Here is a 24,209-nt window from a genome sequence, read left to right on the forward strand (position 1 = left end):
GCAATAGTCGTTTGTTAGTTTCATTTTTCAAGCACAAGACATTGATACTGGGCTATTTTATTTAAATCTGCTGTATATTGCGGAAACTCAGATTGTAACAAACACAGAGCATCAGCAAATGTAATTTGATGCAAATTTGACGTGTAATCAAAGATTAAGCTATTTATACGTGATTCAAACGATTCTCTACCCGATTCAGCCTTGCATTGCTCCCACATGACTTGGTCGATTTCATCTTCAGGGTCTTCCAAAGGGCTATTAGCCTGAACATATAGGTTTGACAACATCGCTTCATACTGTGGTGTTGATAACTGCTCTTTACAACGCAATAGCCAAGCCAAAGTGATCAAGTTGTGTCCAAAGAAACCAAACTGTTCAATACAAGATGATAATACATCTGAGAGACTGGTCTTTACTGGCGCTGGGGTCGACTTAACCTTATCTATATTTGAAAACGTAGACGTAACGAACTCTGTAAAACGATTGAGAAAGGCTGGAATCTGATGTTCACTCAAATGTCTGTAGACACTATTCATTGCAAGCAATATCGTCACATTATGGGATAGGTATTCGTTAGCAGATGCTGCTTTGGTAGCAAAATGACGAAAAATTTCCTCAAAACCTTTGTTTTGATGCCACTGAAAAGTAGCTTGATAAGCTACAGGATAAATACCACTATTCAGTATTCTTTGAATACGAAAGTCTTGTAATGCAGGTGCTTGAACAGATTCCTCATATGTTGGATGCACCGACACTGAATCATTACCCATCAAAATAGATGTATGAGAAAAAAAGTTTGTTATTTTCACCAAAACGTTCAGCAAGGTAATTTGCAGACAAAAATGCTTTCAACGCATGAGGTTGATGAATTATTGCCCCACTATGTAAAGCTTGTTCTAACAATTCCGAATTGTTCATATGTCCTCCATGAAACTAACGAGCCTGTAGGATTTCTTCCTTACTCGTTCTTAATTCTGATCTTACCTATATTTCATCATGATATGAACTTGAACGCATCAACACCTTATGATCTAATCTAAATTATTCGTCATGAGACACGGTTATGCCCAACTTCAAAACCGATTACTCGAACCAAAACATGTTTGTCCCTGTCATCATCGATGAGCAACTCATCCCTGGCACTATCGAGTATGCGATAGCCCATATCGTCGATAATCACCTCGACCTATCACCTTTTGATGTCCACTATTGCAATGACCAAAACGGAGCGGCCGCCTATCCGCCTTCCATCATGCTCAAGGTTATCTTTTATGCCTATTCTCTCGGCATGCTATCCAGTCGACGCATTGAAAAAGCTTGTATCAACAATGTCACTTTCATGTGTCTATCTGGCGATGTCAGACCACACTTCACCACCATCGCTGCCTTCATCGCTAAAATGAAAGACACCATTGAACCACTCTTTACTCAAGTCTTGATGATATGTGATGAACAAGGTCTTATCGGGCGTAACATGTTTGCCATTGATGGATGTAAAATATCCTCCAATGCCAGTAAAGAATGGAGTGGCACACACGAGGAACTCCAACGCAAAAAGAGAAACTAGAGCGTGCGAGTCGCCGCATTATCGAACGCCATCAAAATCAAGACGCCCTACCTAACGAGGTGCTCGCACAAGACTTAAGACAAAAACAAAAGCTCGATAACAGCGCCAATAAAATAGGTACATTTCTCGCAAGTACTTACGACAAGTTAGGCTCTAATAACAAGCCCATAAAAAGCAACATAACTGACAACGATAGTGCAAAAATGACTACCTCGAAGGGCACGATTCAAGGCTATAACGGCATTGCTATCACTGATGACAAACACCAAATTATTTTGTACAGCCAAGTATGGGGCAGTGTCGGTGAGCAGCAAACGCTCAAACCTGCGGTACTCGCTTTAAACGAACAGATGGACAAACTGCCGAATTCTGCCGAGCACACGATCAAGTTCACGGCTGACAGTGGCTTTCATAGCAAAGCCAATCTCAAGTTCTTGGCGGGCACTCCGTACGATTGTTACATCGCTGACACGGCATTTCGCAGCCGCAATCCACTCTTTCAAAGCAGTGAAACCTACCAAACCGAGCAAGCAAAGAAACGTAAGAAGCGGTCCAAAACAGGCAAAACCTGTTATCCCATTGCCATGTTCGAGTTTGACCAAGATGCGATGACTTGCCGATGTCCCGCTGGGAAGATGATGCGCCTTAGCAGCAAAATTGCCGTAATACGTGGAGAGCGAGGCGCTCAGTTTTGTGGCTACCTCAACGACTGTCGACAGTGCATTCACCAATCTCAGTGTATGAGGAAGCCTCCCGGTAAACAGCAAGGCCGACAAGTCTTCTTTATCTACAAAAACACCAAAGACTTTGACCATATGCAAGCGATGAAAAGCAAAATTGATAGCCCAGAAGGAAGGCGGCAATACAGTAAGCGCCTTGGGTGTGTTGAACCCGTTTTCGGCAATATCACCGTTAATAAACAGATGAATCGATTCACTCTGAGAGGTAAAGAGAAAGTCAACGCACAATGGGCGATGTTTAGCTTGCTTCACAACATAGAAAAGCTGAGAAATTACATTCATTAGAGGGGGAAACCCCTCTAAAACCTGCCAGAACCAGCAACGACGCCTATACCTTAAATTATCACCGTAAGCACCAATATCACGGCTCAGTATTTAAGCCAATTTAGACAGGGAAAGTTGTCGAAAAATCAGGTGAAATTGGAGAAAAACCAAGAAATTCTACAGCCTCAACGCCCTGTTAAGGTGTGAGCAACGCAATACCGAAGCTGCCGCATACCGCCTTAAACACTAAACGCAACGCATAGTAAAACTGGCACGCGTTGCGAATCACTCTTGAATTGCTTGTTATGTACGCGCTTCAATGTATTGGCTTAATATTTCAATTTGCTGTTCGTGTAAAGTTAGCAAAGGACTGATTAACATAGCCTCTTTACCGCCTTTTTTAAGTGACAATAGAACTATTTTTGGATCACTATATAAATTAAGGAAAGGAAGACCGACGGCTTCGAAGTAGAGCTTCAATCTACGTGCAGAACCTACAGCATCGTCATACGAAGCCACAGGAAAGCGTCGTTGACCAACACCCTCTATGTTTCCAAGCTCAGCCCCACCAATTATCAACTTCTTCCTTTTATCCAAAAATTCAACTGCAACATCAGCTGTTACATCAAAATCTGACACATGATTAATACAACTGATATGCAAATACCAATTGCAATTACCAGACTTTAACTTAAAAGTGCGCTGTGATTTAACATACTTCCACTCAGGAAGAAGAGAACACAGCTCAGTCAGAAATACTTCCTGTAGTTCAGAAACTTTCATATCCCCTCAAGTACATAACGCCGCGTTAAGTGGTGAGCAACGCTACCACCCTACCTAAACCATTGTGCTGTAAACACTAAATTCAAAGCAAACCGAAAATGCCAAGCGTTGGGAATCCGTCTTAAACGCTTTGTTAGCTGCGTAGCTTTTTGGAGAGCAGGTTCTGTTTTGATTCGAATCCGGCGCTAGTATAAAAACCGATAGCTCCTGTGTTATTTGACCAAACATGCAGGTCAACTGAACTAGCGCCAAGAGCACTAGCCCACTTAGAAAAGTAAGAAACTAGCCCTGTAGCTATACCCAACTTTCGAGCTTCGCTAGAAACGATTAACTCTTCAATATATCCATACGTTCGTGATTGCGTCCAACGACGCTCTTTAACGTCAGTGAGATTCCCCAATAAAGCTCCGACTACCTTTCCATCGTGCTCGCTAACAATAAGCAACTGATTTTCATCAGATAGAATGTCTTGAAGCTCAGTCTCATTTAGTACATCTTCAGTTTTGCGAACAACATCTGGGGCTAAGTCTGAGTTGTGCTCGTTCTCAGCAATGAAAAGGCTAACCAACACATCTAAATCTTTGATTTGGGCTACACGAACCATAAATCTTCTCCAAGCAGCTAACATTCTTAATAACAGGCAGTCTCGTTTTTGTCTCTACCTGACTTTTTATCAACTTACCATAACTCATTAAAAACTATCGAATATACGTCATATTGCACACCCTACCATCACATAAAAACGAGACTGCGCGTTATCATTTTTTAACAATGCGCGTTATACCAGGAAGGGTGAGTGCCAATCCTTTGATTAACAATAACTTATTTAATCTTCTATTGACAATAGCGAGACTGAACTCTCAACAAAACAAGCCATTTTTCATACTCAAACCGAACTCAAACCCAATAAACTGTGTAAATACACAGTTATGGAGCGTAAAGATGGCAAGCAAATTTTTAGAAGAAATTCGACGACATATGCGAATGCGGGGATACAGTCTCAAAACAGAAAAGGCTTACTTATATTGGATCAAATACTTTATTCGCTTCAACAAACTAAAACATCCAAAAGATATGGGCGAAAATGAAGTAACGAGTTTTCTTTCTTATCTTGCCAACGAGCAGTACGTAGCAATCAACACTCAAAAAGTAGCGCTCAAAATCTAATTGGGACAGACACCTTAACAATCCATAAATTCAGGACACACACCAAAAGACCCAATTATCTTGTTAGCTGCGATGGTTAAAGCTACCCTTATGAACGCCATCACAAAGCACCTTTAGCCAAACAAAATACTCGTCCATCGAAGGATCTAGCTCCAAGCTTTCGTCTTTTCCTTTCTCATACGAAATCAACGTTAAAGTTCCGGAGTTAGGCTTAAGTTTTACGTAGCGAATATCAAACTTAATCGACTCATCTACCTTTCCAGGTAGCCATTCAAGATCCACTGGAAACTGGTAGATAAATTTATCGGTTGCGGCTAAAAACAACTCAACTACATCAATGAAGTCTTCAGTTTCAGATTCCGTAGGAATGTAATACTCATGTTCAACAGCATTGCGAACAGTATTTAATTTTTTAAGGATCCTCGGAGTAACAACTCCACACTTTTCACAAAACCCTAAATAAGCGTGAAAATTAGGAAAGCCACGCTTCTGTTGAACAAAACCTAATGACTTAGCAATGGTTTCAACTTGTAAATGCAACGCGCGTTTCGCATTGGATAGTGCGTTTACTAAGGTTCGACTTTGCTTTTCTTCACTCGAGGACTCGAAGTCTTCAATGGCAAAGTCTAAATATACTCATGGAGTCGTCTCCACCGGATAGGAAACCTTATCCCAACCTGAGGAAAAATGGGGGTCAAAATCATCGTAATTAGATGGTAAAGGTATCACTCTGATGTCTCCTGTGTGTTGTAGCGGCTAACATTCCTAATAACAGGCAGTCTCGTTTTTCTCTATGCCTAATTTACCATCAGCCTATAGTAAACCACTAAAAATTAAAGTAAATGTATCAAACTATACATTCTGTCATTGTGTAAAAACGAGCGTGCGTGTTATCACTTTTTAACCATGCGCGTTATCTTAGCAAGAATAGCGCTAATCCTATGGCTAACAATAACTTATAAAATCTTCTCTCTGCTAAACGAGACTAAACTGTCGGAAAACAAGCCACTTTTCATGCTCAAACCGAGTCTAACCCCAATAAGCTGTTTCAATGAACAGAAATAGGAGATGAAAATAGCCAGCGAATAGTTGTGATCAATCAAGGCTAAACAATGACGTTCAGCGCAATGCATCGAGCCAAGTTCATAAAATTTCAACCTTCCCCATGGTGTCAGTCAGAACCACACACCCCTTAATACGCACAAAGTTGAATACAAGAGATTTATCAAAATTCATCCATTAATTACCCATTAATTACTCAAAACCTCCCGGCGGTTAATTTTCAATCAATAGAACTTAAACAACAAACTTGGGAGAACTGAAACAAATGGACAAGCAATTTAACTTTAAGGGTTTGTTGCTCCTCATGGCGTTAGCCTTAATGGCGCAATTCACCTCTGGTTGTGATGGTTCAGGAGGAGGCAGCGACTCGACACCCTCTTCAAAACCAAACCAACAACAAGATGAGGTTACTGCCGAGTTAGAGTTAGAGCGACTGACTCTTACCCCCTTTCCGGTCAAAACCAAGGGAACGAGCGAACTAACCCTTATTATGGGCCACAAGCAATCTTTTCTCGCGGTGGCTGAATACTCGAATGGTCAATCTCAAGTGTTGACCAAGGAATTAACTATTGATGATTGGCAATCCAGTGACACAGAGGTGGGTGAGTTCATTCAATCCGGAGTTTTGCAGAGCAAAGACGCAGGCGTTGTGACTGTTTCTTTCACCAAAGGTAACCTAACCAGTAACTCAGTGGAAGTGGCTGTTGCCGATGCCGCCATCACAGATATTGTCATTACACCTTCAGTGATGAAAGTTGCCAAAGGTCATGTCCAGCAGGTAACCGCCACCGCGATATACAGCAACGGTCTTTCGATGAACGTCAGCGACTCTGTCACTTGGACATCGGACGATACGTCCATAGCGACAATTACATCGCTGAACGATTACAGCTTAGTCAAAGGTGATGGTATCGGTTCTACTGCCCTCACCGCATTTAAAGACGGGGTCACCAGTAATACGGTCGACGTAGAGGTGACCAACGCAGTGATCACCGCGATTAACGTGACTCCATCACTGGTCAATATCGCCAAAGGACAAAACAAAACCTTGACCGCCACCGCTATCTACAGTGATAACACCTCTTCAAACATCAGCGATTCGGTCACTTGGGCCCCTGTTGATTCCAGTATCGCTAACGTCACTGCAAGCGGATTATTATCAGGTGTCAAGGCCGGCATGACTAACCTTACAGCAAAAAAAGATGGCATCACCAGCAACGAGGTGGGAGCAGTGATCAGCGACGCCGTTATCACCAGCATTAGCGTCACCCCACCCACAATCACTCTCGCAAAAGGACAAACCCAAACCTTAACCGCCACCGCCATCTACAGTGATAACACCTCTGCCAATATCAGTGATTCAGTCACTTGGAAGCCTAACGATACCAATACTGCTTTGGTGAGTTCAAACGGGGTTTTGTCTGGCAGTAATGTCGGTACCACCACCCTCGTCGCTGTAAAAGATAGCGTCACCAGCAATACCATTGATATTGACGTCACCGATGCTGTCATCACAGAGATCAGCGTGATGCCCTCTGTCGTTAATATTGCCAAAGGGCAAAGACAAACATTGAGGGCCATCGCCACCTACAGCGATAGCACCTCATCGGATATCAGCGATTCTGTCACTTGGGTGCCTGTCGATGCCAAGACCGCGACGGTCAACGCTAGCGGAGTATTGTCTGGTAGCACTCCGGGCACAACTACCCTTACCGTATTTAAAGATGGGGTCACCAGTAACACGGTCGATGTCGAAGTGACCAACGCAGTGATCACCGCGATTAACGTGACCCCATCACTGGTCAATATCGCCAAAGGACAAAACAAAACCTTGACCGCCACCGCTATCTACAGTGATAACACCTCTTCAAACATCAGCGATTCGGTCACTTGGGCCCCTGTTGATTCCAGTATCGCTAACGTCACTGCAAGCGGATTATTATCAGGTGTCAAGGCCGGCATGACTAACCTTACAGCAAAAAAAGATGGCATCACCAGCAACGAGGTGGGCGCAGTGATCAGCGACGCCGTTATCACCAGCATTAGCGTCACCCCACCCACAATCACTCTCGCAAAAGGACAAACCCAAACCTTAACCGCCACCGCCATCTACAGTGATAACACCTCTGCCAATATCAGTGATTCAGTCACTTGGAAGCCTAACGATACCAATACTGCTTTGGTGAGTTCAAACGGGGTTTTGTCTGGCAGTAATGTCGGTACCACCACCCTCATCGCTGTAAAAGATAGCGTCACCAGCAATACCATTGATATTGACGTCACCGATGCTGTCATCACAGAGATCAGCGTGATGCCCTCTGTCGTTAATATTGCCAAAGGGCAAAGACAAACATTGAGGGCCATCGCCACCTACAGCGATAGCACCTCATCGGATATCAGCGATTCTGTCACTTGGGTGCCTGTCGATGCCAAGACCGCGACGGTCAACGCTAGCGGAGTATTGTCTGGTAGCACTCCGGGCACAACTACCCTTACCGTATTTAAAGATGGGGTCACCAGTAACACGGTCGACGTAGAGGTGACCGAAGCAGTGATCACCGCGATTAACGTGACCCCATCACTGGTCAATATCGCCAAAGGACAAAACAAAACCTTGACCGCCACCGCTATCTACAGTGATACCACCTCTTCAAACATCAGCGATTCGGTCACTTGGGCCCCGGTCGATTCTAATATCGCCAACGTCACTGCAAGCGGATTATTATCAGGTGTCAAGGCCGGCATGACTAACCTTACAGCAAAAAAAGATGGCATAACCAGCAACGAGGTGGGCGCAGTGGTCAGCGACGCCGTTATCACCAGCATTAGCGTCACCCCACCCACAATCACTCTCGCAAAAGGACAAACCCAAACCTTAACCGCCACCGCCATCTACAGTGATAACACCTCTGCCAATATCAGTGATTCAGTCACTTGGAAGCCTAACGATACCAATACTGCTTTGGTGAGTTCAAACGGGGTTTTGTCTGGCAGTAATGTCGGTACCACCACCCTCATCGCTGTAAAAGATAGCGTCACCAGCAATACCATTGATATTGACGTCACCGATGCTGTCATCACAGAGATCAGCGTGATGCCCTCTGTCGTTAATATTGCCAAAGGGCAAAGACAAACATTGAGGGCCATCGCCACCTACAGCGATAGCACCTCATCGGATATCAGCGATTCTGTCACTTGGGTGCCTGTCGATGCCAAGACCGCGACGGTCAACGCTAGCGGAGTATTGTCTGGTAGCACTCCGGGCACAACTACCCTTACCGTATTTAAAGACGGGGTCACCAGTAACACTGTCGATGTCGAAGTGACCAACGCAGTGATCACCGCGATTAACGTGACCCCATCACTGGTCAATATCGCCAAAGGACAAAACAAAACCTTGACCGCCACCGCTATCTACAGTGATACCACCTCTTCAAACATCAGCGATTCGGTCACTTGGGCCCCGGTCGATTCCAGTATCGCTAACGTAACCGCGAGCGGAGTGTTGTCGGGAGCCAAGGTTGGAATGACCACCCTCACCGCGATAAAAGATGGCGTTACCAGCAACGAGGTGGGCGCAGTGATCAGCGACGCCGTTATCACCAGCATTAGCGTCACCCCACCCATAATCACTCTCGCAAAAGGACGAACACAAACCTTAACCGCCACCGCCATCTACAGTGATAACACCTCTGCCAATATCAGTGATTCAGTCACTTGGAAGCCTATCGATACCAATACTGCCTTGGTTACTTCAAACGGGGTTTTGTCTGGCAGTAATGTCGGTACCACCACCCTCATCGCTGTAAAAGATAGCGTCACCAGCAATACCATTGATATTGACGTCACCGATGCTGTCATCACAGAGATCAGCGTGATGCCCTCTGTTGTTAATATTGCCAAAGGACAAAGACAAACATTGAGGGCCATCGCCACCTACAGCGATAGCACCTCATCGGATATCAGCGATTCTGTCACTTGGGTGCCTGTCGATGCCAAGACCGCGACGGTCAACGCTAGCGGAGTATTGTCTGGTAGCACTCCGGGCACAACTACCCTTACCGTATTTAAAGACGGGGTCACCAGTAACACGGTCGATGTCGAAGTGACCAACGCAGTGATCACCGCGATTAACGTGACCCCATCACTGGTCAATATCGCCAAAGGACAAAACAAAACCTTGACCGCCACCGCTATCTACAGTGATGCCACCTTGTCAGATGTGAGTGACTCCGTCACTTGGGCCCCGGTCGATTCTAATATCGCCAACGTAACCGCGAGCGGAGTGTTGTCGGGAGCCAAGGTTGGAATGACCACCCTCACCGCGATAAAAGATGGCGTTACCAGCCTCACAGTAGACGTTAAGGTCAGTGACGCAGTGCTCACCAGTATTAGTGTGACACCGACCAAGATATCACTCGCCAAAGGGCAAAATCGAGCATTGACGGCCACCGCCACCTACAGTGATAACACTACCTCCAACATCAGTCGCTCTGTCAATTGGGTGCCAGTCAATACCAGAGTCGTAAACGTAGACTCTAGTGGGAAAGCCACCGGAGTGGGCATAGGTACCACCACAGTGACCGCCGTAAAAGACGGCTTTGCGAGCAACGTAGCCTCAGTGAAAGTCACTAACGCGGTGATGACAAAGTTAACTGTAAACCCGCCCGCTGTCGGGTTGATGCCCAATGGTACTCAGCAGATGAGAGCCACTGCCACATACAGTGACGGCACCTTGATCGATGTAACTAATTCCGTCAGTTGGTCGGCATCACAAGGGAATACCATTTCATTAACTGCCGGAGGCTTCGTCACAGGGCTCAATTCAGGGACGAGCAGCATTACGGCTAGATACAAAACTTTTGGACAAATAACTAAGGTTAACGTATGCACTAGCACTAGTAATCGTAGTCCAGATGGTAAGTGTATTTACACCTTGAATGTCGGCAACAATAATTTGTTTACCAACTCCCCATCTGTCGCTTACTTAGACAGCCTAGGCATCGGTGGAAGTGGTTATACAAGTGGTGTGCATCGTTTTATTCGTATGGGAGACTATTACAAATTCAACCACACTAAGGCGGTAGCACTATGCAATAAATACAGCGAATTTAATCTTGCGGGGCGCACTAACTGGAGATTACCGACAGTTAGTGAAATCAAAGATATATACAAAAAAAATAATCACGTTAAAGGGTGGAATAATACCCTCTATTACTGGACCTCAAGTAAACAGGGCCCATCATCGTATTATGCGTATAAGTACATACCAGCTCGACCTGGGCATTCATGGGTAGCCCGTAACCCATCAGACATGCTCTTCGCCGCCTGTCTTTCTAATCCATAGTTTTCGATGTATTAAAGGTTGAGCGCAATTACTAATGCAAAAGGTTGTCTATTGCTAGTTACTTTACTGTTAATATGGTTAGAGACGAAAAAAGACGTCCTCGGGCGTCTTTTCTTACGAGTGCTATCAATTTCCTAACCTCAATGAGTTCACTTTCTTTTTGTTATGCAATATTAGCTTTAGCACCTTGAAAGTTTTATGATGGTTATTGACTGTATACAAAACAGTTTTTATTCTCTTCCTTGCTAAGTAAGTGGTGGGTTTACAACCTAAAAACCACAGTGAAACAGAGCCTGCTTGCGATAAATTCGTCAATTATTGATTTTTAATCAAATACTTGCTGAAAGCCAAATTTACAGCTATTCCAGATCTTTATTACCTAAAAGTATAGCGGCCACAACTAAAAACATACCCGACATTCGGTCTAACTGCTGCTTCATGTTGTCACTTAGTCGACATGCTATCGACTCGGCAAATTTGCCGTAACAACATAAGAACATGCCATCGATTATCAGATAAGTCGAACTTAATATGACAAATTGCATCAACAGACTCGAGTCTTGACTGATGAATTGAGGAAACAGAGCGGCAAAGAAGATCACTGCTTTTGGGTTGGCTGCTGATGTTATAAAACCTTGCCAGTATAACGAGGATTTAGAGTGTTGTTTTACTCGTTGGTCGACTGAGTTGCCTGAGTTAAAGAAAATGAGCTTGATGCCTAAATATAACAAATACGTGACACCAGCCCACTTCACTATACTGAAAAAATGCTCAGAACTCGCGATAACGGTAGCTAAACCTAATGCTGCAACGAGCATCTGAATTAGATTAGCTGTTAGATCTCCGACCGCCGTATAGACCGACCGCCGAAATCCATTGCCAATACTATTCGACAACATAAGTAACTGGCTTGGGCCCGGTGTACTCATTAACACCAAAACGGTTGCCACGTAAGTAAGCCAAACTTCAAGTTCCATACTACTCTCCTTATTTATCCGGAGTGAAAGCGTCTTGTTTAGGTAGCGCCTCATATATCATAACTCGAGTATGTTCACTCGGGTTCAATATGACGGTACCCCGAGGTCGATAGTTTTTGTTAGTCACTAGGTACATGTCATCGATATCCATACCTACATTTGAAAACTTGCCTATCACTATCACGCTCATCCCTTTTTCAGCGGCGGCCCAAATCTCTTTGTCTCCGTAGCAAATACGCTCAAACCTTTCTAAATATAAGCCACCTTTGCACGCCGGTTTTGCTCCTGTTATAAATCGACTTGTTTTCCCTTTTACTGCTAAATGCAATGCCGCTTCCTTACTATTGTAAGTGTGCACCACTTGCACAAAAAGGGTTAGCACGCCGGCAAAAAGGAAGCCGTGTATCATTAAAAAACCCAAAAATGAGTAGCACATATCTTTGCAGGATAATTTCTCATCTGAAGAGCACTGTTTTCTAACTAGCCACGCAAAGCAGACTACGCCAGATGATATATACAGCATCCAGTTGATATCCACTATCTGCTCTGGCCAATCAAACTTATACCAATTGTCTGGCCACATAAGAACAACAAACCCAATCAAAGACAGCATCGTCCAAATAAAAACCAGCCCGCCTAACAATGTCTTGGGTTTTATTCGTGCTATCAGCGCTTTCCAACCACGTTGGTCGTTGTTGTCCAAATTTATTGGTTTTTTGTCCAATCCTATATGCTCACTGAGTTTAATCATGTTTTCATCGAGGTCATCTCAAAGACAACTCACTGGCGAACTAAAATAATCAAGACCACCAAATGTAACCAGTCATCTGGATGGCGATGCGCCATTGCCGACTTTGCCATTACTACCAAATATTAAGTACCGTAATAAACCTGCGCTTTTCAACAGAGTGCCTGCCAATCATTTTAACTTGCGAAGGCACAAAGCTATTTTCTTTGTAAACGGGTTGGACCTCTAAGCGATTAATCAGCTTATCCTTGATTAAACTAAGTACATTCTGTGTATTTTGTTCGTGTGCCGCCGAAATATCTTCAGGGACGAACACGATATTCCTAGGTTCATTTTTGCCACCTAATTCAGTCGGTAAGAGCAGCACTTCAAAGAGTTCACCTTGCTGTACGAGTTTCAATGCTTTTTCTCGTGTGTCTACCTTTGAGAAATCAGGAGTGGGTTCTGCATTTACCACAGCAATCAATAAAAAACTGAAAACCACTGCGATGAGCTTTTTCATATCTTCTCCGTTAGGTTTTAATTAGGTCGTGGGCAGCCACAATCGCAATTGTGCTGTAAACACTGAAGCGGGTACATACCGAAAGTGACAAGCGTTGCGAATCCGCTTAAATGGATTGCTAAATGCAATTTGTTGATTATCCTATCTATTCAATCATTAAACAACCGAGCTCAATGATGGAATTCGAAGATTTAGCCAAGCTGCTTTGCAGAGAACTTACCCTAGAATCAAAATCAGGCCATACGTTCAACTGGAATTATCGAGGTGATAATAAAATTGCGATAAAGCCACAAGGTTTTGATACTAACGCACTGACGTTGCGTCAAACAACGTCAGACTTGGTTATTGAAGTCACAGACTCTGGAACCAATGACTACCTGTATAAAGAAACCAGTATTACAAAGGCGACTGCCCTCGGCCTTAAGGCACTGTCAAACAAAATCAAGTAGTCATACCGATATCACCGAGCATTACCGAAATAGCACGCCGAAATAGATAATTTTGTTGTTTGAAAAGCATTGGCTGCTATCGCAGCCAATAGAGTGTGGTAGCCTTAAAACGGGCTGAAAGCAGATATGTGTTAGGTGTAAACCTCCGAGACTTCAGAAACAGTAACCCCCATTGCTAAATAAGAAACCCCTGCGTCAGCTATAGAACCAAGGAAACCATGGAACCGAATATTGCCATTTTGGCTAGCCTCATCGGCGATCAAGCGCGCGCTAGGATGCTAACTGCGCTGATGGGAGGCCAAGCGTTAACAGCCACGGAGTTGGCACTAGAAGCAGACATCACAGCCCAAACGGCCAGTAGCCATTTGAACAAGCTGGTGTCAGGTGAACTGCTCGTCGTGCGCAAGCAAGGTAGGCATAAGTATTTTCAGTTGAAAGACGCCCAAGTTGCCGAGTTGTTAGAGCAGTTGCTTACCGTCACCGCTGCAATCCCTCGCCTGAGGGGAACAACCGATCCACGCCTCAGGCGTTCACGCGTGTGTTACGATCACTTGGCTGGCGAACTTGGCGTACGCCTGTTCGATGCCATGGTCGAGAACCAATGGCTGGTTGACACAAGTCATCACGCCCACCTAACCGACAAGGGTCGTCGCCAGTTCGAGCGTTTAGGGGCGGATGTTGAAGCCCTGACCACTGGCCGGCGCCCTCTGTGTAAAGCCTGCCTAGATTGGAGTGAACGGCGTAGTCACCTTGCGGGCAGTTTAGGTCAATGGATACTGGACGACCTCCTCAAACGCCAGTGGGCTAAGCGTGATTTAGACTCGCGAGCGATAACGTTTTCGCCACAGGGCTTAACGGCTTTCGCCAAGACCTATCAACTGGGCACGGACAAGACGAGTAGAGACTGAATCACGTTTTGTTTCTTTCGCTTTATTGATCGCAAGTCGCTATGTCGAGAATCACGGCAAATCTTAACCTTTCTATGCCACACTATTGACATGCCTTCGTTATGATAGTGATTCCATCGATGGCTATCGACACTAAAAGGAGGAGAGATGGAGCGAATGTCCACTAAGTCAGCAATGTGGTTAGGCCTGTGCCTTATTATCGGTTTGGGCGTATTAGGGTTCTTTATCCAGCAAACCGCTATCCAGTACAAAGCCTATGAACGCGTTGTTACCGTTAAGGGCCTATCAGAACGTGAATACCCTGCTGACACTGTGATTTGGCCGATTCAGTTCACCGTTGCAGGTAATGATATGGTCGCCCTGTTTCGCGACATTGACAAACAGACGGCCCTTGTTCAGCAATTTCTGAGTAGCAAGGGAGTGGATTCATCGAGTGTCTCGCTGTCATCCCCTGCAGTCACTGACCGTAAAGCCCAGCAATACGGCGGAGAGCCGAACATTGAATACCGTTACTTAGCGACCAGAACCCTCACCGTATACAGCCAGAATATTGAAATGGTGCGGACGGCCATCAACGAAATCGGCGAATTAGGCAAGCAAGGTGTGTTGCTCAATCAAGATCCCTACACCAACCGTGTCGATTACAGTTTTACTCAGTTAAATGACATTAAGCCTGACATGATTGAAGAGGCAACCAAAAACGCGCGTGAGGTGGCCGAGAAGTTTGCCAAAGATTCGGACAGTTCGCTGGGGAAAATAAAGCGTGCCACACAAGGGCAATTTTCAATTTACGATCGTGACAGTAATACACCCTACATCAAAAAGTACGTGTCGTGTCAACCGTGCAATACTATCTGTCGGATTGATCAGTCACTGATACCACAAAGCCAGCGCTTATACGCTGGCTTTCGTTATATTCGCGGTGCACAAAACGCTCATGAATGCTGCGCGACAACCAGCAGCACAAACCAGACCAAGGGCAAACATTGGGCAATCCATTCAACCCGCTTGGCAGCTCTCGTGGCGACTGTCATACTCTCATCCCGTTACCGTTAAAAAGACGGTAACAGTCTAGACAGTTTCTTTAATTTTATATGGGATCAGGCGCATAAAAGTAACAACAATAACTATCACTTTTAACAGTAGATGTGCTGAAACCTATGTTGCGCCCGCCGCTGGCCTCAGCCGTCATGGTCCACGAGTGGTCATTCTGTGTTTACTTGACCGCATGCATTCGCTGTTGAAGCATTCTGACCCGAAAAGGATAATCAATAGTGGCTATCATCCGGTGGATGAAAGTGGCAGTCCCACCCGAGCAATAGTGCGATCCACCTTCCAATAATAAGCTTCCGGCTTCTTGCCCTAGTTTGAATTCAAGCGCGTAGCATTGCTCACCACCAATGAGTGACTCATCCGCCGAAGAGAAGTACAAAACGTCAAGAGCGTATTGATTGACCCACTGTTCATTCTCCTCTGGTATTCCCTCGGCAGGTACGACATTTTTTACGTACAACACCGGCAATTGCAAATAGGACTGCATTCCCTCACTGCGTAGCTGGGGGCCATCACGTTGTCCTCCGATAAGGTTAGGTTCATTATCCTTCAACCCGATACACGCGACTTCATGAAACAACGGGTTGTTGTCGCGCCAAGAGGCTGGTATCGCAGACAGACTCTCGTAGCCCGCGATCGGACAGGGTTCAGGAGACACAAACTGAGTATCTAATGTTTGGCTACATTGGTTCACATTGGTTTGCAGCGCGCTTTCTGCCCTGGATGAATAACGTGAACGATCACTCACCATCCAAGAATGATACACCTCATCGTCCAACGACAAACAGGCTAAAAGCTGGTTGGTTTTACGGTAATAAAGCATCAAATCGCTGATCAACCAGAGCCCTTCATTGAGGACGGCGTCCGACTTTTGCGCCATGGCGTAGAAGTCGCATTTCTGTTCATAAAAGGTACTGAGTTGGTGGGCTGCATCGCTGACTTCATTGGCCTGATAAGCGGCCAGTGCGCTATTACGTATCGCGCGGATCTCGCCGATCTCGCACGCTGCGCTCAGTGCCGAGCTGAGCAGACCAATTGCCAAGACAACCCATCTTATCCAGTGCCAATCACCCAAGGGAGAGAGGCTGATTTGTTGTGCTCTCATCGTGTGCGATCTTCCACTTCGTCAAACGTCTCGACACCGACCCGTTCACCCAACTGGCGCATAGGGCGCATGGACTCAGGGTCGCTTTGTCCCCAAAAGGCTTCCCAGTCTTGACGAGTATGCCATTTAGCGATAGTGAGAACCTTGTCTGGCGTTTGTGTCGAGCGGTATAAGGCACTGCCAAGTGCGCCCGGCACCGTTTCATGTATAGTGTCCGTCACTGCTTGCCAAGCAAGCTGAAACTCGGTCATCTTCTCAGCGACGACACGCCATTCGTAAATCACTCGAAACACCCTAAACTCTCCTTATCTTTGTTTATTGAACCCTGTCTCAATGCGGCGGAGGCTGCCACCTTGCCCTATCAGCAACAGACGTTGGCCTTGATGGTGGCGAGCAACGGCACGCCTTACCGTGTGGGTGGTCTTAACGGCATTCGTCCTCTCAACCCATCATCGGGTTAAGAGTACGAGTTTTTCGATCCACCCTGACCTAAGCCTCTGACAATACTACCAAATGCCCTCAAATTCAGGGACATTTTTCGTTCTCAAAATAACAGAGATCGATAAACAATCGGTGGGAATCGCAATACTGAAAAAGCCACACTGACAGCCAGAATGGTTCCCGCTTGGCGCAAACCAGGTCGCGGCTACGCGATAACCATGGCTTAGAATGCGACAACCGAGTCAACATACGGTGACATGACACCCCAAAGTGTTGTCTCTAGCCTTCCACTACCCTGTCCTAGTGCCCAGTCTGGGTAAAGCAACACGGACGGTGCCCCTGCCTCTTGTGCGGCTAAAAACTGCGTTAACATCGAGCGCTCTTGGTTATCAGTCCGGACAGGCTTGCCTGCTAGCAGCGCGTTGGCAGGGAGCGTATAACATTCAGGTTCTGCCGAGCGACGCCACAAACATACCGATGTGTCTTGATAGGCAAAAAGCTTAAAAAGGGTCAACCAAGTCTGCAAGTCAGTGGCATACGCTGTCAGCCCCGTCAGCACCCACTCTTGAGCGTTAGAGTATAAGTGAAGTTCATTGAGGATGGCTTGTTCAAGTTGGTGTGGTTGCCCACTGGGTATCCCTAGGATACGTAACGTCACGATACCATTGGCGCTGTGACTCTCTACCCATGCCCCCTGATCCGTATTCGGTAAGATTGTCTGATCACCTTGTACCTGTGCTCTAAGATCCATCAATAGCTGGTCCCATTGTGCCTGTGACTCAATGGTACTGGCTCTGAGCAAATACGGCTGATAGAGTTGTTGCCATTGGTCTTGGATTGCCTCGTACTGAGCATAGTGATCGGTCACGGATGCCCACATAACGTCAAAGTCATCGGCATAACCTCGTGTGCTCGCAGCCTTACTTTGAGCGACAGCCTCATGCAAAACAATCGTAACAAGGTCGGTGTTAGTTCGACCGAGACTGTCTTTGGCATAAAGTTCAAACTCATAGGTGCCCGCTGCAGTTGGGTTGAGTGCGGTCGCTGTTAGCTCGTCTTCATTCAACAAGGCCAATTGCTGAGGCCCCGATACCTGACGCCAACGCGTGTCTTTGATCGAGTAAAGATAAGCAGGATAAGTCTTAGCGGAACCGCTTAAAGTCAGGTTGTCGATCGGCAGGGTATGTGCTTGATCGCTACCTGCATTCACTGTCGGTTTGGCGTACTTTTCGCCATCACTGGCATCGCCGCCACAGCCAACCAATAATGCCAGCACCAGCGTAGACAATAACCGCCAAATGGTAGCCAGCAGCGCGCGCTTTGGTGAGGCCAAGAATAAGCGAGGGACAAGGCTGATTCGCGTCGAGAGTTTGAGTTCCATGTGAGGTCCTTTTGAGTCACTGAATAAACGGTGTCTCAAAATTACATTCACAAAGTAAATAAATCGTTGGCGTTTTATGGACCAATTGTGTCCTATTTGGTCACAAACCCTTCGTCCTCACTAGGGCGTGACGCTTGGCAGGGCCAGCGTAACTCAAACTTCGCCCCACCAAGTGAAGAGGTGGTCACCTGAACACTGCCCTCATGCCACAACATGATTTGCTTGACAATGGCCAGCCCCAGACCGTGGCCTTTGCCGCTCGCGCGCGTTTGGTTATCGAGTTGAACAAAGGGCTCAAACAATCGCTCGGCATCATTGTGTGAGACGCCAACCCCATCATCTTCCACCCCAATCACGTAGTCGCTCTCGTGTTGTTCAAAGGTCAAGCGTACTGTCGTACGGGCATATCGCCCAGCATTGGAGAGCACATTTTTTACCGCTCGCATCAGCCCCGTGTGATCAATAAACAGCGAATGTTGTTCTAAGGCGTGGGGGGCACCCACTCGACCGTTAAATGCGGGTGCACCAAGCGATATTCTTCCACTTCTTGCTGCAATGCAGGAACCAGACGAGCGTGCGAAAACTGGCGCCAATCCGTCATGCGACTGTAGCGCGCCAAGAGCAGATTTTGGTTGATCAAGTGATCCAAATCCTCAATGCTGTTTTGCACTGAACGTTGGTATTTAGCCTTTTGCGCGACAGCAAGCGTATCATCCTCAAGCATTTCTAGTGCAAAACGCAGACGGTAGAGAGGGGTGCGCAAATCGTGAGCAATCGCATTGGTCAATTCTCTCTGACCTGCGATCAGGGTTTCAATATTATCGGCCATGGTATTAAAAGAAACGCTCAATTGGGATACCACAGACAATCGACTCGCTTTCGCCCGTTGGGAGAGCTGCCCGTGGCCGAAGGCATTGGCGGTAACCACTAAGCGTTTAAGGTCACGCCACAACGGGTACACCCAGATCACCAAGGCCAGTGAAACAGACAGAAAGAACAACCCACCAATGGCGCTGGTGAGTTTGACTTGCGTGGTCTGCGACAAATGATCTGCCACTTGCAACCACACCTCCGGTGCCACAGGCGCGAGCAGTTCGACCAGCCCCTCTTGGTTGAGATAACTCACTGCCTCACCCGGAGCAAGGGCAATCGCCTCCTGCGCCTGAGGCAGTAATTGCTCGTCTCTGATCAAGCTCACCACAAACGGAATGGAAGCGGTTTGCACAGCCAAATGTTCCTCCCATTGCGAGGATGGCTGCGCGCGCAGAGATTCTGCCATCAGGTACAAGGTACCTTTGGCCTGATTCAGCGCCGCCTGCTGCGTCGATTCATTGAGGGCGAAATAGATCAGTTGATCACTGTCTCCTACTCGCTGCAACAGCGCCATTGGATCACCATAGAGAAAGGTGATCCGGCCTTCGACTAGGCTTGGATACTTAACCTCATTGTCTTGATATTGCACTAGGGGCTGTAACTTGAGCGGATAAGCAAAGTGCTGTGCGTATCGCTTTACCACAGACGGCCATTGTGTTTGCGGATAAGTCAGCAGTGTTTGTGTCATTGTCGAGACATTGTTCGCATAGATTTGCTGATAGAACTCTTCAGAAAAGCTTTCGTTGAGACGTTGAATGGGGCTCCACTGTGTAGGGATAAGAAGCAGGATAATAGGGACAAAAACCGCCAGCCAGAGCACAGAAAATGCGCGGATCATGTTGGGCTCCTTAGCTGGCAACACACAGTTGGTATCCCACGCCACGCACCGTCTTGATCAGTGCCGGATCATGGGGGTCATCATTGAGTGTTCTGCGCAAGCGAGAGATACGCCGGTCAATCGAACGATCCAGCCCATCGTACTCAAAGCCACGGATACGCTGAGCAATGTCATCTCGCGATACCACTTGCCCCACATGCTGAGCGAGCAACAGCAGCAACTCAAATTCCGAGGTCGTTAGCTTCAGCGCTTGTTGGCTGAGGACAACACTGCGATGTTGCAGATTGATCACCAAGTCTCCCAGCCTGAGTTCATTCGTTTTCTCTCCACCCAAACTTCGAGCATGACGACGGAGTAAAGCCCGTATGCGAGACAGGAGCAACCGCGGCTTCACCTGTTTAACAATATAGTCATCGGCGCCCAATTCTAAGCCCATGACTTGGTCCAAGTCATCGTCTAACGCCGTTTGCATTAAAATCATGCCCTCGAAATGCGGCCGGACAGCACGACATACTTCCATGCCGCTTTGTCCCGGTAGCATGATGTCCAGTACTACCAAATCAGGGGAATCCGTAAGAATGCGGTCGACAGCTTCCAAGCCATCGGTCACTATGGTTACGGAAAACTCGTAGTTCTGCAAAAAATCTCTGATCAATTCAGCGAGCTCTACGTCGTCTTCAACGAGCAGGACTCGATGGGCCGATTGCACCGTCATAGCCACCTTCCAGTGAATGCTTTTAGTGCAAACTATACATTTATAACATGCTAATCAGTGTGACCATTTGTGACCAATCCGCAAACTTGTGACCCGCCCCATAGTTAGGACGAATCGATAAAAAACGCTCAACATAGGCATGTTGAGCGTTGTTTTTAACCGCCTTGACACTAAATGTCATTATGCAGTCTTGATTGAAGAGTAAGGTAATCTGCTTAAAAATCTCGATTATTGACTTCGATGAGCTCCAAAATGAGTTGCCCTTTTTCCCCTACGTAATCCATGCTGACAGCACCCGACGCTTTCTGTGTGATCGTATCTGCCGTCGGCACCGCTCGTCTCACACCATGTCCGGTTTGGTAGATCGAGTAGTACCAAGAGTCAACCAGCGCATTGAGCTTGCCGACAAAAGCCTTATTTATTGCTTTAACACCAGCGTGTTTTTCCGTGTCTTTGACGCTCTTGTAAAAGCCTAACCAACGATTTTTCTGGGGCACACCTAACTTATTGCTGATATGGTGTATTAGAGTTCCCGGCCGGATAATACTGCCTGTGGCCACGACAACTAAACCTTCCAGTAACAAGCCGGGGGAATTCCTCGCTAGGTTTTTACCCCCAGTCTGCACACATGGAATATTAAGCGACATGACTTTCAGCTTTTCTTCATCAAGACTAAAACTGGTGTTCATCAGCTTATCTAGGTATTTTTCGTGACGCTTCAAATTGTGCTGGTTAGAGGTTCCACCTGATTTATGTTGATTATAGTCACCAAAAGTATCGACTGAGTTACCCCATTTTAAACGGTGCTTATCTTTGGCTTTATGAAATAGACAGATCACTTTTCCTTTGCGGATACACTCGCCGACACTTTTGTGCCAGTAGTCAGACGTAGGCATAAGTTGCGGACCAAAATCGTTGGCGATCCGTTTGACAATCGGGAACGCATTACCTTTGTATACAAACTTTACGACGATGGGTTCTTTTTTGCATGCCGCTAAGATAAATAGCCGGCGTATTTCTTGTCTCGCATCCACCTTGTCGAAGGTGACACCGCCATGAAAACCATAAATCTTGCCTTTCTTCTCTTTGACGCGGATGTCGAAGTAGCGAATTCCAGCTTTAAACTGACTCGCTAAGTTCAGGGTTTGGGTAACGGTGCCGCCACGCACGAAAGTGGCGATATTACGGGTAAAGAAACTGCCGCGATAGGCGAAAGTCATGGCATCATGCGCACCGGGCAGAGTATAGGTAGCAAGAGGTCTATCAGCCAAAACTCCGCCTCTGGAGACCAGTTCTTTAATCCAGTTATCCAGCTTAGCTACGTTAACGCCATGAGTACGATTTAGAAAATTGTAACCTTTGAATCCAGTGTTCATATTGGTAACAACGGGCAAAGTTTGTAAGCCATTACGGTAATTTCGAATTGCAGTTGCTAAATTATTGTCCACTTTGACCTCTCTATATTCACACAAAATGCATCCCAAAGGTTTGAGGAGTCACAAACCCATCGTAGCTTTAAAATTATTTTTATCGATAAGTATTGGTGGCGAATCTCTATTCGTAAAGGCACTCTATTTAAATTTTCACTCCATATGAAACTAGATAAGTATAATGTTAATAGTGAAATAAAGATCCGCTTTCGCCGGCCTCACTGACCTTTGCTTTTGCTTGACCAAAGGTTGCGGCAGTAAAGACAAATTCATAGCGACCGAAGAGAAGTGATTTATTTAGAAACTACGCCGTAGCTCTACAATTAATTTAAACCACAGTTTTTTATGCATTTAATTTAATAAAAAATACACCTTTAAATTAAATCAATACATTATTAAAAGCTATCAAATAAATTACCCATCAATTAGTCAAATTCACCCTGAGAATAATTTTAATATATTGAATTAAAAGCAGATATTAATAAACAATAGAAATCTTGCCTTGATGCTGTTCAAACGATAATGTGGATGCGGCTAGATACTAAAAAGACGTCCTCGGACGTCTTTTTATGTCAATGCGGTGTTGAGTAAGCAAGGCAACCAAAGTTCAATAGTCAGCTGTACTTTTTAGCGGCTTCTTGGCTGCGGGCCGCTAACGCGGCTTGTACTGAGTTGGGCAGTAACCTCGAGTCACGTCTGGGCTACGTAACTTGTTGTGTTTTGTCTTACGACCTGACACACGTTCACGCCACAATTTAAAGCTACTCGGTTTGAGCCGTCTGCGCATAAACTGAATAACGCTGGATTCATTCAAACCATATTGAGATTCGATGGCCTCAAATGGCGTACGGTCTTCCCATGCCATTTCTATTATTCTCGACTCTATTTCTGAGGTCAGTTGCATTTCCCATCCCCTGTTTGTGAAAACGACATTTCTACGACCAAAATTGAGCCTTGGTTCAAATGCAAACTCAGTATTCCTCAGCAATGATCAGTTGATCATTAGATTCTATAACGATAAAAGCCACGGAATGCGGTTTGTGGCGAAAGCCAACAGAACAAATAGCCATTGAGCCCGAACCACATGTCACCTCGGGGTATTGCTTGCTAAATGAAGTCTCACCTTCTTGAAGAGGGATAAGCTCCCACCCTTCGGCCAACAAATCATGTTTCACCACCTCGTAAGCCTTACCTTTAAATTGAGAAAAATCGATGTCGTTGGCGGCTGCAGGTACCGTCATTGCACACACTGCCGCTAAAACGATAGCAAACTGGAATCTCATTCTATACACCTTTAACGTCTAACTAAGGAGTGGACTATTTGCCAATATGGCGTAAGGGCTGCCGCTCATCACACTCTGCCATGTACCCCGATGACACCTTGGCTAGCCTGTTAGCTGGCTGATTCTAACGCGCGCTTAAGATCTCCGATATCTTTACATCCAAGATAAACCGTTTTGCCTCCAGCTAATGTGAGTTTTAGAGCTTGACCGACTGAAACATTATATAACCAACCATCTTTTAACATACGAACTCCAATGCCTTGATACCACTTAGTGTCGTAAGATGACATATCAGTAATATTGACGACATCGACTTCCTTACGAAGAAAACCAAGCCCAAAATACCAGCTCACTTTATTTGCGTTTACCTCGACTGTCATGGAGTAAAATAATACCCCTATAACAAAATTGATTGTCAACGCAATAAGCGCACTGGCGATAGAATCAGAGGTTGCAACAATCACCCCACTTAGAATCAAAAGAAGGGAGATCAATACGGTGTTTACTTGTGTTTGTTTATACATAGTTGGTTAACTCCTTTAATTCACATCACAACAAACTCGATAATAAACCGAA

General features: G+C 45.8%; 18 protein-coding genes and 6 pseudogenes. 6 read left to right on the forward strand and 18 right to left on the reverse strand.

The window, feature by feature from the left end:
• Positions 1-20: 20 nt before the first annotated feature.
• Positions 21-918 (reverse strand): annotated as a pseudogene (locus KW548_11890) (hypothetical protein).
• Positions 919-1,063: 145 nt separating this feature from the next.
• Between KW548_11890 and KW548_11895 the strand changes: the two are divergent.
• Positions 1,064-2,592, forward strand: a pseudogene (locus tag KW548_11895) (transposase).
• 175 nt (positions 2,593-2,767) lie between these two features.
• On the opposite strand, the gene KW548_11900 reads toward KW548_11895, so the two are convergent.
• The 3 genes from KW548_11900 to KW548_11910 form a co-directional block, all read right to left on the reverse strand.
• The gene (locus tag KW548_11900; protein QXX05861.1) at positions 2,768-2,860 is read right to left on the reverse strand and encodes a DUF3265 domain-containing protein; all 93 of its coding nucleotides are present in this window, start codon (positions 2,858-2,860) and stop codon (positions 2,768-2,770) included.
• Positions 2,861-2,874: 14 nt separating this feature from the next.
• Entirely contained in the window at positions 2,875-3,354 is a 480-nt protein-coding gene (locus KW548_11905; protein QXX05862.1) for a hypothetical protein, read from the reverse strand.
• Between the two features lie 133 nt (positions 3,355-3,487).
• Positions 3,488-3,958, reverse strand: coding sequence for a GNAT family N-acetyltransferase (locus KW548_11910; protein QXX05863.1), 471 nt, complete (start codon positions 3,956-3,958; stop codon positions 3,488-3,490).
• 338 nt (positions 3,959-4,296) lie between these two features.
• Between KW548_11910 and KW548_11915 the strand changes: the two are divergent.
• A pseudogene (locus KW548_11915) lies at positions 4,297-4,512 on the forward strand (phage integrase N-terminal SAM-like domain-containing protein).
• Positions 4,513-4,584: 72 nt separating this feature from the next.
• Here KW548_11915 and KW548_11920 read toward each other — a convergent pair.
• Entirely contained in the window at positions 4,585-5,061 is a 477-nt protein-coding gene (locus KW548_11920) for a hypothetical protein (protein ID QXX05864.1), read from the reverse strand.
• A 787-nt stretch (positions 5,062-5,848) separates the two neighbouring features.
• Between KW548_11920 and KW548_11925 the strand changes: the two genes are divergently transcribed.
• Positions 5,849-10,930 (forward strand): Ig-like domain-containing protein, encoded by a 5,082-nt coding sequence (locus KW548_11925; protein ID QXX05865.1) that lies wholly within the window; start codon positions 5,849-5,851, stop codon positions 10,928-10,930.
• A 359-nt stretch (positions 10,931-11,289) separates the two neighbouring features.
• Here the strand turns inward: KW548_11925 and KW548_11930 are convergent, their stop codons facing one another.
• The 3 genes from KW548_11930 to KW548_11940 form a co-directional block, all read right to left on the reverse strand.
• The gene (locus KW548_11930; protein ID QXX05866.1) at positions 11,290-11,907 is read right to left on the reverse strand and encodes a LysE family translocator; all 618 of its coding nucleotides are present in this window, start codon (positions 11,905-11,907) and stop codon (positions 11,290-11,292) included.
• A gap of 10 nt (positions 11,908-11,917) precedes the next feature.
• Entirely contained in the window at positions 11,918-12,658 is a 741-nt protein-coding gene (locus KW548_11935; protein ID QXX05867.1) for a hypothetical protein, read from the reverse strand.
• A 112-nt stretch (positions 12,659-12,770) separates the two neighbouring features.
• Positions 12,771-13,157, reverse strand: coding sequence for a DNA/RNA non-specific endonuclease (locus KW548_11940; protein ID QXX05868.1), 387 nt, complete (start codon positions 13,155-13,157; stop codon positions 12,771-12,773).
• 122 nt (positions 13,158-13,279) lie between these two features.
• On the opposite strand from KW548_11940, the gene KW548_11945 reads away from it, so the two are divergent.
• The 3 genes and pseudogenes from KW548_11945 to KW548_11955 all read left to right on the forward strand — a co-directional run bounded on the left by KW548_11945 (position 13,280) and on the right by KW548_11955 (position 15,380).
• Positions 13,280-13,606, forward strand: a complete 327-nt coding sequence (locus tag KW548_11945; GenBank protein ID QXX05869.1) for a hypothetical protein — start codon at positions 13,280-13,282, stop codon at positions 13,604-13,606.
• A gap of 218 nt (positions 13,607-13,824) precedes the next feature.
• Positions 13,825-14,514 carry a winged helix-turn-helix domain-containing protein gene (locus KW548_11950; GenBank protein QXX05870.1) on the forward strand — a complete coding sequence of 230 codons (690 nt, stop codon included), beginning with the start codon at positions 13,825-13,827 and terminating at the stop codon, positions 14,512-14,514.
• A 147-nt stretch (positions 14,515-14,661) separates the two neighbouring features.
• Positions 14,662-15,380, forward strand: a pseudogene (locus KW548_11955) (SIMPL domain-containing protein).
• Positions 15,381-15,730: 350 nt separating this feature from the next.
• On the opposite strand, the gene KW548_11960 reads toward KW548_11955, so the two are convergent.
• From KW548_11960 to KW548_12005, 10 genes and pseudogenes are all read right to left on the reverse strand, one after another.
• Complete coding sequence (locus KW548_11960; protein ID QXX08059.1) at positions 15,731-16,405, reverse strand: hypothetical protein; 675 nt, start codon at positions 16,403-16,405, stop codon at positions 15,731-15,733.
• Positions 16,406-16,668: 263 nt separating this feature from the next.
• Complete coding sequence (locus KW548_11965) at positions 16,669-16,965, reverse strand: antibiotic biosynthesis monooxygenase (GenBank protein QXX05871.1); 297 nt, start codon at positions 16,963-16,965, stop codon at positions 16,669-16,671.
• Positions 16,966-17,408: 443 nt separating this feature from the next.
• Positions 17,409-18,401 (reverse strand): annotated as a pseudogene (locus KW548_11970) (hypothetical protein).
• Positions 18,402-18,586: 185 nt separating this feature from the next.
• A pseudogene (locus tag KW548_11975) lies at positions 18,587-20,205 on the reverse strand (two-component sensor histidine kinase).
• Between the two features lie 10 nt (positions 20,206-20,215).
• Positions 20,216-20,920 (reverse strand): winged helix-turn-helix domain-containing protein, encoded by a 705-nt coding sequence (locus tag KW548_11980; GenBank protein ID QXX05872.1) that lies wholly within the window; start codon positions 20,918-20,920, stop codon positions 20,216-20,218.
• A gap of 40 nt (positions 20,921-20,960) precedes the next feature.
• Positions 20,961-21,101: a hypothetical protein gene (locus KW548_11985; protein QXX05873.1), complete on the reverse strand. Its 141-nt coding sequence runs from the start codon at positions 21,099-21,101 to the stop codon at positions 20,961-20,963.
• A 34-nt stretch (positions 21,102-21,135) separates the two neighbouring features.
• On the reverse strand, positions 21,136-22,368 hold the full coding sequence (locus KW548_11990) for a hypothetical protein (protein QXX05874.1): 1,233 nt from the start codon (positions 22,366-22,368) through the stop codon (positions 21,136-21,138).
• Between the two features lie 634 nt (positions 22,369-23,002).
• Positions 23,003-23,254 carry a TIGR03643 family protein gene (locus KW548_11995; protein QXX05875.1) on the reverse strand — a complete coding sequence of 84 codons (252 nt, stop codon included), beginning with the start codon at positions 23,252-23,254 and terminating at the stop codon, positions 23,003-23,005.
• A 67-nt stretch (positions 23,255-23,321) separates the two neighbouring features.
• Positions 23,322-23,633 carry a hypothetical protein gene (locus KW548_12000; protein QXX05876.1) on the reverse strand — a complete coding sequence of 104 codons (312 nt, stop codon included), beginning with the start codon at positions 23,631-23,633 and terminating at the stop codon, positions 23,322-23,324.
• A 110-nt stretch (positions 23,634-23,743) separates the two neighbouring features.
• Positions 23,744-24,157 (reverse strand): hypothetical protein, encoded by a 414-nt coding sequence (locus KW548_12005; GenBank protein QXX05877.1) that lies wholly within the window; start codon positions 24,155-24,157, stop codon positions 23,744-23,746.
• Between the last annotated feature and the right edge of the window lie 52 nt (positions 24,158-24,209).

The sequence above is a fragment of the Vibrio neptunius genome (genome assembly GCA_019339365.1).
GTDB lineage: Bacteria > Pseudomonadota > Gammaproteobacteria > Enterobacterales > Vibrionaceae > Vibrio > Vibrio neptunius.

Coding starts and splice junctions, on each gene's coding strand:
- KW548_11935 (QXX05867.1), bottom strand. CDS start 12,658: ATGATTAAACTCAGTGAGCATATAGGATTGGACAAAAAACCAATAAAT.
- KW548_11925 (QXX05865.1), top strand. CDS start 5,849: ATGGACAAGCAATTTAACTTTAAGGGTTTGTTGCTCCTCATGGCGTTA.
- KW548_11985 (QXX05873.1), bottom strand. CDS start 21,101: ATGACATTTAGTGTCAAGGCGGTTAAAAACAACGCTCAACATGCCTAT.
- KW548_11995 (QXX05875.1), bottom strand. CDS start 23,254: ATGCAACTGACCTCAGAAATAGAGTCGAGAATAATAGAAATGGCATGG.
- KW548_11940 (QXX05868.1), bottom strand. CDS start 13,157: ATGAAAAAGCTCATCGCAGTGGTTTTCAGTTTTTTATTGATTGCTGTG.
- KW548_12005 (QXX05877.1), bottom strand. CDS start 24,157: ATGTATAAACAAACACAAGTAAACACCGTATTGATCTCCCTTCTTTTG.
- KW548_11930 (QXX05866.1), bottom strand. CDS start 11,907: ATGGAACTTGAAGTTTGGCTTACTTACGTGGCAACCGTTTTGGTGTTA.
- KW548_12000 (QXX05876.1), bottom strand. CDS start 23,633: ATGAGATTCCAGTTTGCTATCGTTTTAGCGGCAGTGTGTGCAATGACG.
- KW548_11945 (QXX05869.1), top strand. CDS start 13,280: ATGCAATTTGTTGATTATCCTATCTATTCAATCATTAAACAACCGAGC.
- KW548_11910 (QXX05863.1), bottom strand. CDS start 3,958: ATGGTTCGTGTAGCCCAAATCAAAGATTTAGATGTGTTGGTTAGCCTT.
- KW548_11980 (QXX05872.1), bottom strand. CDS start 20,920: ATGACGGTGCAATCGGCCCATCGAGTCCTGCTCGTTGAAGACGACGTA.
- KW548_11950 (QXX05870.1), top strand. CDS start 13,825: ATGGAACCGAATATTGCCATTTTGGCTAGCCTCATCGGCGATCAAGCG.
- KW548_11905 (QXX05862.1), bottom strand. CDS start 3,354: ATGAAAGTTTCTGAACTACAGGAAGTATTTCTGACTGAGCTGTGTTCT.